The organism is Saccharopolyspora tripterygii, assembly GCF_054778355.1.
Genome location: NZ_BAAGZP010000029.1, coordinates 347,626 through 362,351 on the forward strand (window position 1 = coordinate 347,626; position 14,726 = coordinate 362,351).

A 14,726-nucleotide genomic window follows, 5' to 3' on the forward strand; every position below is an offset into this window, starting at 1 on the left:
CAGGAGGAACGCTCATGATCTTCATCACCGCGAAGTGGCGGATCACACCGGAGCACGCCGACCGCTGGCCGGAGATCGCCAGATCGTTCACCGAGGCCACCCGCGCCGAACCGGGTTGCCTGTGGTTCGACTGGTCCCGCAGCCTCGACGACGACCACGAGTACGTCCTCGTCGAGGCGTTCCGCGATGACGAGGCCGGTTCGGCGCACGTCACCTCGGAGCACTTCCAGAAGGCCCGCGAGGAGCTGCCGCCCTACCTGGCGGAGACCCCGCGCATCATCAACGCCAAGCTCGACCAGGACGGCTGGTCCGAGCTGGGCGAGATGTCGGTGGGCTGACCGGCTCCGGAGGGGCGCGCACTCCCCGCGCCTGGTCGACGAGCTGAACCACACCTCGGAACCCGACCAGGTCGAGATCCCCAGTCGCGCAGCCCCGAACGCCCCCTTCCAATTTCGCGCGAAATTGGACGTCTGGGGGCCGGGCAGCGCCCTGAACTGGTCAGACACGCCCGGCCGCGTGGGCGGATCCCAATTTCGCGCGAAATTGGGATCCTCCCCCGTGCTCGGGCGAGTCTTCGCAGTTCAGGGGACGTTTTCGGGGTGGTGACTCCAATTTCGCGCGAAATTGAGATCCTCCGAGCACCGGGCAGTCACTCACCGCTGTCGCCGTCCCGGCCGTCGTGGGAGTCCGGGACGGCCGGGGGCCCGGCCGCCTTCAATGGTGGCGGGGCGCTGCGTCCTGTTCGCGGTGCCGTCACGGGGCGTCACACCCGGGGTTTGAGCGTCTGCTGGGACTCGTAGAGTTCGCTGACGCCGAGCTGCTCGACGCCGACCGGCCAGGTGTCGGGCCGCCACGCGCCGGATTTGAGCAGGGCTCGCCCGCAGTGCACGAACAGCTCCTCGACGCTGACGACCACCGCGAGTTCCGGAGGCGAACCCTTCAACGCGAGGTCGGCCATGAACGGCGCGGAGGAGACGATCGTCGCCGTGCCGTTCGCGCGCAGCACGTGGTTGACGCCCGGGATCATGAACAGCATCCCGATCTTCGGGTTCCACAGCAGGTTGTGCAGCCCGTCCATTCGCCGGTTCCCGGCACGTTCGGCGTAGGCCAGCGTCTTGCCGTCGTCGAAGACCACGACGCTGCGGGTGGTGTCACCTCGCGGCGAGACGTCGAGCATCCCGTCGGCGCCGGTGGTCGCCACGACGAACAACCGCGACTGCTCGATGAACCGGCGGCTGAGCTCGTCGATGCCGGAGACCACCTTCTCGGCGACCACCGGGTGCGGTGGTTCGACGATCTCGCGCAGCTGCGCTTCGGAGGTGACCTGCTCGGCCTCACTCGGGTCCCAGGAGGGCACGCGTCGTTCTCCTCAGCCCGCCTGGCTCTGCGCGATCAGCGGCAGGACCTTGTCCACCGCGAAGGACATCCCCGAGGCCGTCCCGGCGGAGAACGCCTGCGTCGCCTGCTCGTCGTGCAGCACCACGGCGCGCTGCTCGCGCACCGAGGGAACCGCCTGGAACATCTGGTCCCTGTCGATCTCGCCGGCGTCGATGCCGATCGGGAACATCACCGTCAGGTCGGCGTTGAACAGGTCCATGCGTTCCGGCGAGACGGGGATGAAGAAGTTCCCGCCCGCCAACGCCTGCACCGCGGGCGACTGCCGGAATCCCAAGCGCTCCATGAATTCCAGGCGCGACCCGCCGTTGACGTAAGCGCCGTAGGAGCTGACCATCTTCGCGCCGACCGACACGGTCTTGCCCGCGAACTGCGGGTTCGCGGCGGCGGCCCGCTGGAACTTGCCCTCTAGGTCGGCCTTCTGCTGCGCCGCCTCGGCGCTCTTGCCCAGCGCCTTGCCGATGATGTCGAGCTGCTGGTCCCACGTGGTCAGGTACGACTCCCCGCCCGGCGGGATGCTCACCACCGGCACGCCGAGCCGGTTGAGCAGGTTGTAGCGCTCCTTCTCACCGCTGGCGCGGGTGTCGAGGATGAGGTCCGGTTCGAGCGCGGCGACGGCCTCCATGTCGACCTCCATGGTGCCGAGCATCTTCGGCGGCGCGCTGTAGCGCTTGTCCGCCGGGATCCACGGCGGGACCCCGTCGCCCCCGACCGGCAACCAGTCCGCGGCACCGACGGGTTGAACCCCGAGCATCAGCGCGGTTTCCGCGTCGCCCCAGCCGAGCGCGACGACGCGCTGCGGACGCTCCGGTACGGTCACGTCACCGAACGCGGTCTTGATCGTCACCGGGAACTGCCCGTCGGCCGATCCGGCGGCGGGCTTGTCCTCGGGACCGGCCGCACCGCAACCGGTCAGGGCGATTCCCAGCAGGACTACCATGATCAGCCCCAGGGTCCGCATCCAGCGCATTTCCACACCTCGCAGCTACTAAAGTGCGCCTAACCTAACTAACCCTCCGTGTGGAGTCCAGACCGCCATACGCCCCAGCGTCATCGACGTTCGTCACATTCGTCCGCCGGCGGAGCTGGTGTCCGGCCTCGTTCATGAGCAACTTCAGGCCGTGGTCGCGCGTTGATCCCCACGAGCCCCGCCGGGGCGCTTTCGACGTGCGGGAGGACCCGATGGTGATGGACAGGCTCAACGGCAAGCGCGTGCTCGTCACGGGTGGAGCTTCGGGGATCGGCCAGGCGAGCGTGCTGCGCCTGCTCGACGAAGGCGCCCGGGTGCTGACCACGGACATCGACGAGCCAGGGCTGAAGGAGACGGCACGGCGCGCCGCCGACGCGGGCACCTGCGACCGGCTGGGAACCCTGCCGCTGGACATCTCCGACGAGGACGAGGTCGACGCGACGGTCCCCGCAGCGGCCGATCAGCTGGGCGGGCTGGACGTGCTGGTCAACGCCGCGGGGACGTTGCACAGCGCGCGCACGCACGAGTGCTCCCTGGAGCTGTGGAACCGGATCCTCGCGGTCAACCTCACCGGCACGTTCCTGGTGACCCGCGCGGCGTTACCCGCGCTGCTGGCCACCGGCAGCGGCGTGGTGATCAACTTCAGCTCGACCTCGGCGAACTTCGCCCACCCGTACATGGCCGCCTACGCGGCGAGCAAGGGCGGGATCCAGTCGTTCACCCACAGCATCGCCCTGGAGTACGCCAAGCAGGGCTTGCGCGCGGTGTCCCTGGTGCCCGGCGGGATTCGCAGCGGCATCACCGAGACCACCGCCGACAAGCTGCCCGAGGACACCGACTGGGACCTGTTCACCAAGCTCTCCCCCGCGCTGGGCAGCGGATTCGCTCCGCCGGAGCACGTCGCCGGGGTGGTCGCGATGCTGGCCTCCGACGACGGCGCGTTCATCACCGGCACCGAGATCCGCATCGACGGCGGTACCCACCAGTGACCGGCCCTCGGATCGAGCGCCACGCGCCCGGTTAGACTCACCGCCGAGCCGGTCGTGCCACGTGTGGCCGATGGGAATCCGGTCGGAAGCCGGAGCTGACGCGCAGCGGTAGGGGTGACGAGCGAGCCCGAGCCACTGGATCGCACACGATCCGGGAAGGCGGCTCGCTCGGTGGAGCCCGAGCCCGAAGACCTGCCGGCTCCCCGGTACCGCACCCGGTTCCGGGAATCGGCCGACCAGGTCTCGCGCACGGGCCTGGGGTGAGGATTTCCGCACCACGTGTTACGACGTTGGAAGCGCACGGGCTTGACACTGCTCTGCGCCACCGCGATCACCGCCTGCTCCGCGCCCTCCCCGGAGTCCGCTCCACCCCGGGTGTCGTTGCCCAACTGCGACGGGCAGATCTCCGTGGCCGAACCGCCGCGCCGGGCGGTGAGCCTGAACCAGTCGACGACCGAGATCATGCTCGCCCTGGGCCTGGCCGATCGGATGGTCGGCACCGCGACCTGGACCGACCCGGTCGATCCGGCGCTGGCCGACGAGAACGCCCGCGTCCCGAGGCTTTCCAACAACAACCCGTCGTTCGAATCGGTGCTGGCCACCGAGCCGGACGTGGTGCTGGGCGCGTACCAGGCGGTGTTCACCGACGAGGGCGTCGCCTCGCGCGAGCGCTTCGCCGAACTCGGCGTCCCCACCTACCTCTCGCCCTCCAACTGCATGCCCGAGGAAGCGCCGCTGGCCGAGCCGGTCGAGCTGGAGGACATCTACCGCGAGGTGCACGAGATCGCCATGATCTTCGACGTCCCGCAACGCGGTGAGGACCTCGTGGCGCAGCTGCGGCAGCGCGTCGAGAACGCGCGGCGCAAAGCCGCGCCCAGCCAGGACACCTCGGTCCTGTTCTGGTTCGCCCGGACCGAATCCCCTTACATGGCAGGCGCGACGGGCTCTCCGGCGATCATGACCCGCACACTGGGCGTGCGCAACGCCTACGACGATGTGCGCTCGATGTGGCCGCAGGTGTCCTGGGAGGACGTGCTCGCCCGCGATCCCGACCTGCTGGTGCTCGGCGACCTGACCCGCGACGGCGAAGGCGATTCCCTCGCCGCCAAGCAGCACTTCCTGCGAACCGACCCCGCGGTGTCACGGCTGCCCGCTGCCGCCGAGGGCCGCTGGATGGGCATGACCGGCACCGAGATGAACGTCAGCATGCGCACCATCACCGGCATCGAACGGCTCGCCGACCGGCTCGCCGCGCTGGAGCGGCGGTGAGGACTGGACGCCTGCCCGCTCCGCTGATCGTGCTCGGCGGCATCCCGCTGCTGCTCCTGTCGATGGCGGTGGCGGTCACGCTCGGCCCGGCACCGCTGTCGGTGGCCGACGTGGCCGGGGTCGTGGGAGCGCGGCTGGGTCTCGGCGAGACCGACGTGTCGCGGATCGGACAGGGAATCGTCTGGCAGCTGCGCTTACCGCGCGCGGTGCTCGCCGCGATCTGCGGTGCGGGACTGGGGATGTGCGGCGCGGTGCTGCAGTCGCTGCTGCGGAACCCGCTCGCCGATCCGTTCCTGCTGGGCGTGTCCGCGGGCGCTTCCACGGGTGCCGTCCTGGTGGTGGTCCTCGGGTTGGGCGCGGGCGCGATCGGGCTGACCGCGGGCGCCTTCGCCGGGGCCCTGGTGGCGTTCGCGCTGGTGATCATGCTGGGCACGCTGGCGGGCGGCACGACTACGCATCTGGTGCTGGCCGGTGTCGCGGGCACGCAGCTGTTCTCCGCCCTGACGTCGTTCGTCGTGATCACCTCGGCCGATGCCGAGCAGACGCGCGGCGTGCTGTTCTGGCTGCTGGGCTCGCTGTCGGGCGCCCGGTGGAACGACGTGGCGGTCTCGGGCGCGGTGTGCGCGGTCTGCCTGCTGCTGTGCCTGGCCAGGGCCGGCGCCCTGGACGCGTTCGCGCTGGGCCACGACACCGCGGCCGCGCTGGGCGTCAACGTCAACCGGTTGCGGATCGGACTGCTGGTGGCCACCGCGCTGCTGACCGCGACGCTGGTCGCCTCTGCGGGTGCCATCGGTTTCGTCGGCCTGGTCCTGCCGCAGGCCTCCCGACTGCTGGTGGGTCCGCGTCACCGGGCGCTGCTGCCGGTCACCGCGGTGCTGGGCGCGATCCTGCTGGTGTGGGTGGACGTCCTGGCGACCACCATCGCCGCGCCGCAGGAGGTCCCGGTCGGCGTGATGACCGCGCTGGTCGGAGTTCCGGCCTTCGCCGTCCTGCTCGCCCGGCGCGGCAGAGCCGCCTGATCGTCGGCGAAACCTCTACGCTGCGACCAAGAGCGGACTCTGCGGAGGAGTGGGGATGGACCAGCAGGTGGCGTGGGGCGTGCTCGGCTGCTCCGGGATCGCCGGACGACGGATGCTGCCCGCGCTCGACGAGATCGAGGGCTCCACCGTGGCGGGCCTGGCCAGCCGGACCCCGGACAGGGCCGAGGACTTCGCCGCCCGGCACGGCGGAACCGCCATGACCTACGAGCAGCTGATCGACTCCCCGGACATCGACGCGGTGTACGTGTCGCTGCCGAACTCGCTGCACTTCGAGTGGACCGAACGCGCGCTGCGGGCGGGCAAGCACGTGCTGTGCGAGAAGCCGATGACGGTCTCGGCCGAGCAGACCGAGGCCCTCACCGCGCTGGCGGCCGAGCGCGGGCTCCTGCTGCGCGAGAACTTCGCCTTCCTGCACCACCCGCAGCACGAGGTGGTGCGCGAGCTCGTCGAGCGCGGGAGGCTGGGCAGGCTGCGCACCTTCAGCTCGGCGTTCGGCGTGCCCTCCCCGCCCGCAGGCGACATCCGCTACGACCCCGCGCTGGGCGCCGGATGCCTGCTCGACGTCGGGGTGTACCCGATCCGGGCGGCTCAGCTGCTGCTCGGTGACGGGCTGACCGTGGCGGGCGCGACTCTGCGGGTGGACGCCGACACCGGAGTGGACATGGCCGGTCACGCGCTGCTGGTGTCGGAGAACGGGATCTTCGCGGATCTGGAGTTCGGGTTCCAGCACACCTACCGGTCGCGCTACGCGTTGTGGGGCGATGGCGGGCACCTGAGCCTGGAGCGCGCGTTCACCCCGCCCGCCGAGCACCGCCCGGTGCTGCGACTCGACGAGCAGGACCACAGCGAGGAGTTCGTGCTCGACGCCTCGCACCAGTTCCGCGACTCGCTGGCCTCGTTCGCCGGGGCGGTGCGCGACGGGCGCACCCCGGAGATCGAGCGGTCGTGGCTGCGCGGTGCCCGGGAGACCGCGCGACTGGTCGAAGCCGTCCAGGAGACCGCGACGCGGGTGAAGCAGCGGGGTGCGGTCCCGGCCTGAGCCGTTCCGGTACCTTGGGTTAAGTCACACGACTTAACCCAAGGGGGATCGCTCGTGCCCGAGGCCATCGAGCCCGCCGTCGTCGAGGTCAGCCGCCGCCGGACCGGATTCGGACCGGCACCTGATGTGGAGGCCGTGCGCGACGGCACCGGGATCGCGCGGGTGCCCACCCCGTTCGGACCTCCCGCCTGGCTGCTGACCCGGCACGAGGACGTGCGCCGGATGCTCGGCGACACCACCGGTTTTCGCAACGGATGGACGGCCGCCGACCTCGCCGGAAGCTCCGCGAGGGACCCGCGCCAGCTCTCCGGCGACGGCAGCGGGAACCTGCTGTCGATGGATCCGCCGGACCACAACCGGCTGCGGAGGATGCTCACGCCGGAGTTCACCGTGCGCCGGATGCGGCGGCTGGAACCTCGCATCGCCGAGATCGTCGATCAGCACCTCGACGAGCTGGAACGGCACGGCAGCCCGGCGGACCTGGTGTCGCAGTACGCGCTGCCGATCCCGTCGCTGGTGATCTGCGAGCTGCTGGGAGTTCCCAGCGCCGACCGCGACGAGTTCCAGGAGCGCACCCGCAGGCAGCTCGACCTCACCGCGTCGGTCGAGGAGAAGACCGAGCTCGGCCGCGAGGCCCAGGCCTACATGACCGACCTGGTCCAGCGCGCCCGCCGCGACCCCGGCGAAGACCTCATCGGGATGATGATCCGCGAGCACGACGACAAGCTCAGCGACGCCGAGCTCATCGGCGTCGCGAACCTGCTGCTGGTCGCCGGGCACGAGACGACCTCCAACATGCTCGGCCTCGGCACCCTCGCGCTGCTGCGCCATCCCGAGCAGCTGGCGGTGGTGCGCGACGATCCCGAGTCGGTGCCGGGCGCGGTCGAGGAGCTGATGCGCTGGCTGAGCGTGGTGAACTCCGGCTCGCCCCGGATGGCCACGCGCGACGTCGACCTCCGCGAGGTGACGATCCGGCGCGGTGATCTGGTCTCGTTCAACCTTCCTGCGGCGAACCGGGATTCGGAGCTGGTCGAGCACCCGGAGCGCTTCGACATCACCCGTCCCGCCGGTCCGCACCTGGGCTTCGGGCACGGGCTGCACCACTGCCTGGGCGCACCGCTGGCGCGGATGGAGATGCGCATCGCGTTCCCGGCGCTGCTCCAACGGTTCCCGAGCCTGCGGCTGGCGGGGTCCGACGACGAGGTGGCCTGGGCCAGCGACCACGCCATCTACGGACTGGAGGAGCTGCTGGTCGCATGGTGAGCACGCGATTCAGCGAGTTCGGCACCGCGCGCAGCGAGTTCTGGCAGATGCGCCGGCTCAACCGGCCGAGCCCGCTGTGGGGTTCCAACGGCATCACCTTCGGCCCGGACGGCAGGCTCTACGTCGCGCAGTTCCTGGCCGGGCAGATCAGCGCCGTCGACGTGCGCACCGGTGCGGTCGAGATCGTCGTTCCCGCCGACGGTCCGGTCCAGGCGCCTGACGACCTCGCCTTCGCCGCGGACGGTGCGATGTACATCGCCGACATCACCCCGCAGCGGGTGTGGCGCCGCTCCCCCGACGGCGAGTTCACGTTGCTGTCGCAGGAGATCCGGGTGCCGAACGGGATCACCTGCGTCGGCGACCGGCTTTTCGTCAACGAGATGCGCCCGAACGGCCGTCTGGTCGAGCTGCTGCCCGGCACCGGCGAGGTGCGGGTGCTCGCCGATGGGCTGGCGATGGGCAACGCGATGCAGCAGGGCCCGGACGGGTCGCTGTACTACCCGCACATGATGACCGGCCAGGTCTGGCGGGTCTCCCCCGAGGGCGGCCCGCCGCAGGAGGTGGCCGACGACGTGCACGAGCCGGTGGCCGTGCGCTTCGACCACGACGGAGCGCTGGTGGTGCTCTCGCGCGGCGTCGAGGGCGTCGTCACGCGCATCGATCCGGACACCGGCCGCCGCAGCATCATCGAGACCGGTGTGGCGGGGATGGACAACGCGGCCTTCGACCGGGAGAACCGGATGCTGGTGTCCAGCTACGGCAGCGGCGGGGTCACCGAGGTCGAGGCGCTGGGCACCCGCACCGTCGTGGGCCGCGGGCTCAACGGCCCGTTCGGCGTGACCGCCGACGAGGCCGGGCGGGTCTACGCGGGCGACCACTTCCGGCTGGCCGACGGCGATCTCGTCACCGGCGAGCTGATCCAGCCGGTGGCGGGCGGCGCCTGCCACGGCGTGGCGGCGGGCGGCGGGCTCGTGCACATCACCTCGATGCACGGCGACGTCCGGACCTTCGACCCGGCCACCCGCGAAGTCCGGCTGCGGGCGAAGGGTCTCGCCGAACCCACCGGGATCGCCGTCACCGACTCGGGCCTGCTCGTCGCGGAAACCGGTGCGGGGCGGGTCATCCACATCGATGACTCGGACGCGGTCGCGGTGATCGCCGAGCTCCCGCACCCGATCGACGTCGCGCTCGACGGCGAGGGCCGCTACTACGCCTCGGACGACACCCTCGGCGCGGTGGTCCGGATCGACGAGCACCCCGTGTCCATCGTGGACGGACTGGAGCAGCCCCAGGGCATCACGATCCGCGAGAACTCGCTGCACGTCGTCGACGCCGGCACCAAGCGCCTCCTGTCGGTGGACCTGGACACCGGCGAGGCCCGGACCGAAGCCGAATCCCTGCCGGTTGGCCTCCCGCCGGGACTGAGCAGACAGGACCCGGCTCCCACCCTGTTCCCGCCTGCCCGACCTCGCCCCTTCGCGGGACTGACCACCGGGCCCGACGGCTCCCTGCTGCTGGCCGCCAACGGCGAGGGCACCGTCCTGCGACTCGTCCCCGCTCAGACGTGATCTGGCAAACGGCAACGCGCACCCGCCGTTCATTTGTGGGTTACCAACGGGAACGACGTCGTCTACGTTGGGGATCAACAATGCGTCTTCGTTGATCGATCCTCGAACGGTGGAGGCACCATGGGCTCACGCGCGCAGAACGTTTCCCGACGTCGGTTCCTCGGCTACGGAGCGGCAGGATCAGCGGCCGTGCTGCTGGGCACGGGCACGTGGAGCGCCGCGAGCTCGTTCGCGGCCCCGGCCGCAGCCGCGAACCCGTTCGCGCTGGGCGTGGCCTCCGGCGATCCCGTCCCCGACGGGATCGTGCTGTGGACCCGGCTGGCTCCGGACCCGTTCGCCGAGGACGGCAGCGGCGGCATGCCCGCCCAGCCGGTCCGGGTCGAGTACGAGGTCGCCACGGACGAGCGCTTCGCCGACGTCGTCCGCAGGGACAGCGTCGTGGCGACCCCCGAGCTGGGCCACTCGGTGCACCCCGAGATCAGCGGGCTCGCTCCGGACCGGGAGTACTTCTACCGCTTCCGGGTCGGCGACGACATCTCGATGGTCGGCAGGACCAGGACCACCCCCGATGCCGCGTCCACCCCGAGCGAGCTGAACTTCGCGTTCGCGTCGTGCCAGGCTTGGCAGGACGGCTACTTCACCGCCTACGACCACATGGCCGACGAAGACCTCGACCTCGTGGTGCACCTCGGCGACTACATCTACGAGTACGGGACCGAGGACAACAAGCGGGGCGTGGAGACTGATCCGAAGTTCCACACCGAGACCTTCGACCTCGCCCGCTACCGACTGCAGTACGGGCTCTACAAGGCCGAGGAGCCGCTGCAGCGCGCGCACGCGCGCTTCCCGTGGATCGTGACGATGGACGACCACGAGGTCGAGAACAACTGGGCCGGCGACATCTCTCAGGTCGACGACGAGCCCGATCAGGACCCGGCCGAGTTCCGCCGGCGCAGGGCCGCCGCTTTCCAGGCCATGTACGAGAACTTGCCGCTGCGGCAGGCCCAGACGCCCTCCGGTCCGGACATGCGGCTGCACCGCCGGTTGTCCTACGGCCGCCTCGCGGACTTCACGATGATCGACACCCGGCAGTACCGGGACGACCAGCCCTGCGGCGACGGGCATTCGGCCGACTGCTCGGACCGCCTGGACCCGGACCGCACCCTCCTCGGCGCGCAGCAGCGGGACTGGGTGCTCGACGGGTTCTCCGGTTCGGCCGCGCAGTGGCAGGTGCTCGGGAACCAGGCACCGCTGGGCCAGACCGACCGAGACCCGGGCGAGGCGGTCGACGTGTTCATGGACCCGTGGGACGGGTACGTAGCCGAGCGCGACCAGCTGCTGGCAGCCGCGCAGGACAGCGGCGTGCGCAACCTCGTGGTGATCACCGGTGACCGGCACCAGAACTACGCGTGGGACCTCAAGCGCGACTTCAGCGATCCGGACTCGGCGACGGTGGCCAGCGAGTTCGTCGGGACGTCCATCTCCAGCGGCGGCGACGGCGCCGATACCACCGAGGAGACCGCGCGGCTGCTGGAGGCCAACCCGCACATGAAGTTCATCAACGGCCAGCGCGGCTACGTCCGGGTCAACGTCAACCAGCAGCGGTGGCGGAGCGACTTCCAGGTCGTCTCCCACGTGACGGAGCCGGGCGCACCGCTGACGACCCGCGCCACCTACGTCGTCGAAGACCAGAAACCCGGAGTCCAGAAGGGTTAGGACCAGCACGGAGACAGGCCGAGCGCCTCGCACGAGTCCCGGTAGTGGTCGCCACGTCCCAGTTTTAGTCCAAACCGAGCCATGATCATGTCCGCTTCGTCCGCCTAGTTTGGACTAAAACTGGGAGAGGGCAACGACGTCACCCACCTGAGGTGCGGACGCGCACGGGAAACGCCCGCCCTGGTTTCGGGGCGGGCTTTGCTCGTGGGCGCGATCAGCGGTCGAAGCGACCGGTTTTCAGGGCAGCGACGAACGCGTGCCACTGCGGAGCGGTGGTCGTGAAGTGACCGGCAGCGCGGTCCTTGGTGTCCCGCACGGCCGCACCGGCATCGGAAGTCCGGCCGACCTCGACGCAGTTCTCAGCCCCCTGGCTGAAGCTCGACTTGCGCCAGCCTGAGATGGGCGAGGTCGGGGACATGATCACCACTCCACTAGGTCAGCTCTTTGATCCTGCGGTCCAGCATCTTCACGGTCACCCGGTCGGATGCCGCGACCATGCGCAGGCTATCGAAAGCCGTGACGTAGCGGTTGGTGTGGGTGGGCTTGTCCAGGTAGTCGCCGCTCGTCAGAGCCTCGACGTAGACGTACGTGGCCTCCGGCTCTTCCAAGTGCAGCAGCCGGAACGAGGATCCGAGGGCGACGTGCTCGCCCGCCTCGAACGGGAGGATCTGCAAGGTCACGTTCGGCCGTGCTGCCGTCTTGCGCAGGTGTTGCAGTTGATCACGCAGAACTGACCTTCCGCCGACTTGCCTGTAGAGCGCCGCCTCGCCGATCACGCACCACACTTCCGGCCCACCATCGCCCAAAGCGCGTTCAGCTCGCTCCATGCGCTCGGCCACAGCCGGTTCCACGTTCTGGCTGTCATCGAGAGGGTTTGAGAGCACAGCAGTCGCGTAGAACTCCGTCTGCAAGATCGTGGGGACGACCTCCGGGTCGTAGTGCTTGATCTCCGTGGCTGCGCCTTCGAGGGCGACGTAGGTGGCTGCCCAGTCGGGGACGCGGGCGGGTTGGTCTCGGCGGCGGGCTTCCTTGGCGAGGGCGCGGAGGCGGTCGGCCTCGTCCTGGTCTTCGACCCCGAACAGGCGGATGAGCTCGTTGACCTCGGCCGCGGAGACGGTGAGGTTGCCGGACTCGACCTTCTGGATCTTGCCCACGTACCAGTCGAGCGTCTCGTTGATCTCCTTGGACTTCACGCCCGACCTGTCGCGCAACGCGCGGAGCATCAACCCGACCTGCACCCGCCGGACCGCCGGCCACGTCTTCGACATGGCTCAGGATCTTGCACCACGCCGAACCCGCCGATCAAGCACATGACCCGTTTGGGTAATCGCGGATTGCAATTGCAGTTCGCTACCTTGCACTCAAGCTGATCACGAGCGAGAGGACTGGGGATGCGAACCGAGCAGGCACAACGGCACTTCTGGCTGCCCGTTCCGAACGAGAAGGTTCCCGGCGGCGTGCGCCACGCCTTCCCGGGACCGCGTTGGGACGGCCTGCCGTCGGCCGATTCCGTGTGCGGGGAACACGTCGCGCTGGCGAAGCCCAGCGAGGTCGACTGGATCTACTTCCCCACCTGCGCCGAGTGCAACTCCCGCCTCAAGAACCGCTAGACCACCGCGCCTGAGCCGCCTGCCCCCGACCGGCACGGGCGTGGACATGAGAAGGCGTCTCCGCCAACGCATCGCGCTGGTGGAGACGCCTTCTCCCGGCAGACCGCGCGAGTTCTCAAGGGCGCGGTTCGCCTCGGTAGTAGCCGAAGGACCAGAGGTTGCCCTCCGGGTCGCGGATGGTGAACTCGCGGTTGCCGTACTCCTGGTCGGCGATGTCGCGGATCATCTCGACACCGTTCGCGCGAAGCCGCTGGTAGAGCGCGTCGGGATCGTCGGTCACCACGTACATCCCCGCCGTTCCGGGCTGGCGGGACCAGTCCTGACCGGGCTTGTACGAGCCGAGCATGATGCCGCCGCCCTCGGGCCAGTCGAGCTGGGCGTGGGCGATGAGATCTCCATCGGAGTAGGCGGCGGTCTTGATGAAACCGACCTTGTCCACGAGGAAATCGATGAGACCGGGTGCGTCCTGCGCTTGGAGGGTGGCCCACACGGTGGGTGCGGGCCTCGTGTTCGTCGTCGTCATACCGGGAATTCTTCCGCCGGCTGGCCCGCCCCGGCTTGGAGATTTCGGAGCTCCTCCCCGATCCAGCTACTCGGGCTCGATCCCGCGTACTGCCTGAAGTCGCGCACCAGGTGCGAGTGGTCGTAGTAGCCGGAGCCGTGCGCGACCGCCGCGAGGTCCAGCGGAGCGCCCGCGCTCACGGCCCGAACGATGCGCTGGCGCGCGTGCTCGAAGCGCATCAGCCTCGACACCGCCTTCGGCGACACCCCGAGCTCGGCCTTGAACACCGACGTCAGCTGGCGTTCTCCCAGGTGCACGTGGCGGGCCAACGCGCTCATCGAGCCGGTGCCCCGGTGCCAGGCGATCCACTTCCACGCCTCGACGACCTCCGGTCGTGGGCCCGAGGTCACCTCGGCGGTGTTCTCGCGGAGGTAGGCGCCGAGCGCGGCGAAGCGCTCCGGCCACGTGGGCAGACCGGCCAGCTGCTCGCGCAACCGCTCGACACCCGCGCCGAGCACGTCGCGCGCGTCGATCGCCTGCTCCCGCAGCTCGGACGCGGGAAGGCCGAACAGCTGCCGCAACGCCAGCGGGCGCACGGCCAGCTGGATGCCGCTCTGCGCCTTCGGCTGGGAGATGTAGGCGGGACGGGTGTGCAGGCCGCCGAGCACCAGGTGACTGGTGCTGGAGTACTGCCCCGAGGGTTCGAAACCCGAGATGACCGGCTCGTCGAAGGTCAGCACCATGGTCAGGGCCGGTGACGGCAGACCCCGGTGCGTGCAAGGCCGTTCGAGCTTCGAGCTGTAGCCCACCGCCGAGACGACGGCCTCGGGCAACAGCCGTCCGCCATCGACGAACCGCCACTCCCCCACGTCCTGCTCGCCCACGTCAGCCATTGTCCACGCGGCACCGACAGCCGTCCGCTCAATCGGTTTCCGGGCGTTCCTCGGCGATCCGCTCGTCCAACGAGCGGCCCTCGCGCTCCTCGCGCGGGGTGGGGCGGTCCTTCGTCGTGGCCGACCAGCTCTCGGGTGGCTCGACACCGCGTTCCAGCGGGTCGGTGCCGAGCTCGTCCTCGTCGAGGTCTTCCGCCGACTGCAGGTTCGCCGGGTCCTCCAGGTCCTGCGGGTCGGGCTCGGTCTCGTTCGGGCTGGGCGTGGAACCGTCCACCGGGTCAGACATCCGATCCTCCTCGGCTATCCGAGACGTTCCGCGACGGTGTCGAGCAGTTCGGTCCAGGACTTCTCGAACTTGTCGACGCCGTCGCTCTCCAGGTGCTTGAACACGTCGTCGAGGTCGATGCCGGCCGTGGCGAGGTCGTCGAAGACCTGCTGGGACTCGGCGGCCTTGCCCGAGACCAGGTCGCCG

The 14,726-nt window shown here is 69.9% G+C and carries 17 protein-coding genes and 1 riboswitch; of the genes, 9 read left to right on the forward strand and 8 right to left on the reverse strand.

Annotated elements, in window-relative coordinates:
• The first annotated feature begins 14 nt into the window (after positions 1 to 14).
• A complete protein-coding gene (locus ACYVF3_RS23235; protein WP_461156364.1) occupies positions 15 to 338 on the forward strand; it encodes a putative quinol monooxygenase in 324 nt (107 codons plus the stop codon).
• Between the two features lie 425 nt (positions 339 to 763).
• Here ACYVF3_RS23235 and ACYVF3_RS23240 read toward each other — a convergent pair whose 3' ends face one another.
• A complete protein-coding gene (locus ACYVF3_RS23240) occupies positions 764 to 1,357 on the reverse strand; it encodes an MSMEG_1061 family FMN-dependent PPOX-type flavoprotein (protein ID WP_461156365.1) in 594 nt (197 codons plus the stop codon).
• A 12-nt stretch (positions 1,358 to 1,369) separates the two neighbouring features.
• Positions 1,370 to 2,365, reverse strand: a complete 996-nt coding sequence (locus tag ACYVF3_RS23245; RefSeq protein WP_461156366.1) for an iron-siderophore ABC transporter substrate-binding protein — start codon at positions 2,363 to 2,365, stop codon at positions 1,370 to 1,372.
• 218 nt (positions 2,366 to 2,583) lie between these two features.
• Between ACYVF3_RS23245 and ACYVF3_RS23250 the strand changes: the two genes are divergently transcribed.
• From ACYVF3_RS23250 to ACYVF3_RS23280, 7 genes are all read left to right on the forward strand, one after another.
• The gene (locus ACYVF3_RS23250; RefSeq protein WP_461156391.1) at positions 2,584 to 3,354 is read left to right on the forward strand and encodes an SDR family NAD(P)-dependent oxidoreductase; all 771 of its coding nucleotides are present in this window, start codon (positions 2,584 to 2,586) and stop codon (positions 3,352 to 3,354) included.
• 32 nt (positions 3,355 to 3,386) lie between these two features.
• Positions 3,387 to 3,568: riboswitch (cobalamin riboswitch) on the forward strand.
• 65 nt (positions 3,569 to 3,633) lie between these two features.
• Positions 3,634 to 4,623: an ABC transporter substrate-binding protein gene (locus ACYVF3_RS23255; protein WP_461156367.1), complete on the forward strand. Its 990-nt coding sequence runs from the start codon at positions 3,634 to 3,636 to the stop codon at positions 4,621 to 4,623.
• The gene (locus tag ACYVF3_RS23260) at positions 4,620 to 5,642 is read left to right on the forward strand and encodes a FecCD family ABC transporter permease (RefSeq protein ID WP_461156368.1); all 1,023 of its coding nucleotides are present in this window, start codon (positions 4,620 to 4,622) and stop codon (positions 5,640 to 5,642) included. Before ACYVF3_RS23255 ends, ACYVF3_RS23260 begins: the two co-directional genes overlap by 4 nt.
• Before the next feature lie 55 nt (positions 5,643 to 5,697).
• Positions 5,698 to 6,702 (forward strand): Gfo/Idh/MocA family protein, encoded by a 1,005-nt coding sequence (locus ACYVF3_RS23265; protein WP_461156369.1) that lies wholly within the window; start codon positions 5,698 to 5,700, stop codon positions 6,700 to 6,702.
• 54 nt (positions 6,703 to 6,756) lie between these two features.
• Positions 6,757 to 7,965: a cytochrome P450 gene (locus ACYVF3_RS23270; RefSeq protein WP_461156370.1), complete on the forward strand. Its 1,209-nt coding sequence runs from the start codon at positions 6,757 to 6,759 to the stop codon at positions 7,963 to 7,965.
• A complete protein-coding gene (locus ACYVF3_RS23275) occupies positions 7,959 to 9,533 on the forward strand; it encodes a hypothetical protein (protein WP_461156371.1) in 1,575 nt (524 codons plus the stop codon). Before ACYVF3_RS23270 ends, ACYVF3_RS23275 begins: the two co-directional genes overlap by 7 nt.
• A gap of 120 nt (positions 9,534 to 9,653) precedes the next feature.
• The gene (locus ACYVF3_RS23280; RefSeq protein ID WP_461156372.1) at positions 9,654 to 11,249 is read left to right on the forward strand and encodes an alkaline phosphatase D family protein; all 1,596 of its coding nucleotides are present in this window, start codon (positions 9,654 to 9,656) and stop codon (positions 11,247 to 11,249) included.
• A gap of 214 nt (positions 11,250 to 11,463) precedes the next feature.
• On the opposite strand, the gene ACYVF3_RS23285 is transcribed toward ACYVF3_RS23280, so the two are convergent.
• The gene (locus ACYVF3_RS23285; protein ID WP_461156373.1) at positions 11,464 to 11,667 is read right to left on the reverse strand and encodes a DUF397 domain-containing protein; all 204 of its coding nucleotides are present in this window, start codon (positions 11,665 to 11,667) and stop codon (positions 11,464 to 11,466) included.
• A gap of 13 nt (positions 11,668 to 11,680) precedes the next feature.
• Entirely contained in the window at positions 11,681 to 12,517 is an 837-nt protein-coding gene (locus ACYVF3_RS23290; protein ID WP_461156374.1) for a helix-turn-helix domain-containing protein, read from the reverse strand.
• Between the two features lie 123 nt (positions 12,518 to 12,640).
• Between ACYVF3_RS23290 and ACYVF3_RS23295 the strand changes: the two genes are divergently transcribed.
• Positions 12,641 to 12,859: a hypothetical protein gene (locus ACYVF3_RS23295; RefSeq protein WP_461156375.1), complete on the forward strand. Its 219-nt coding sequence runs from the start codon at positions 12,641 to 12,643 to the stop codon at positions 12,857 to 12,859.
• Between the two features lie 115 nt (positions 12,860 to 12,974).
• Here the strand turns inward: ACYVF3_RS23295 and ACYVF3_RS23300 are convergent, their stop codons facing one another.
• The 4 genes from ACYVF3_RS23300 to ACYVF3_RS23315 all read right to left on the reverse strand — a co-directional run.
• Complete coding sequence (locus ACYVF3_RS23300) at positions 12,975 to 13,382, reverse strand: VOC family protein (protein WP_461156376.1); 408 nt, start codon at positions 13,380 to 13,382, stop codon at positions 12,975 to 12,977.
• Positions 13,379 to 14,245: an AraC family transcriptional regulator gene (locus tag ACYVF3_RS23305; RefSeq protein WP_461156377.1), complete on the reverse strand. Its 867-nt coding sequence runs from the start codon at positions 14,243 to 14,245 to the stop codon at positions 13,379 to 13,381. The genes ACYVF3_RS23300 and ACYVF3_RS23305 overlap by 4 nt, the downstream gene beginning before the upstream one ends.
• Positions 14,246 to 14,282: 37 nt before the next feature.
• On the reverse strand, positions 14,283 to 14,540 hold the full coding sequence (locus tag ACYVF3_RS23310) for a hypothetical protein (protein ID WP_461156378.1): 258 nt from the start codon (positions 14,538 to 14,540) through the stop codon (positions 14,283 to 14,285).
• Between the two features lie 14 nt (positions 14,541 to 14,554).
• On the reverse strand, positions 14,555 to 14,726 hold a 172-nt coding region (locus ACYVF3_RS23315; RefSeq protein ID WP_461156392.1), incomplete at its 5' end, for a transaldolase family protein.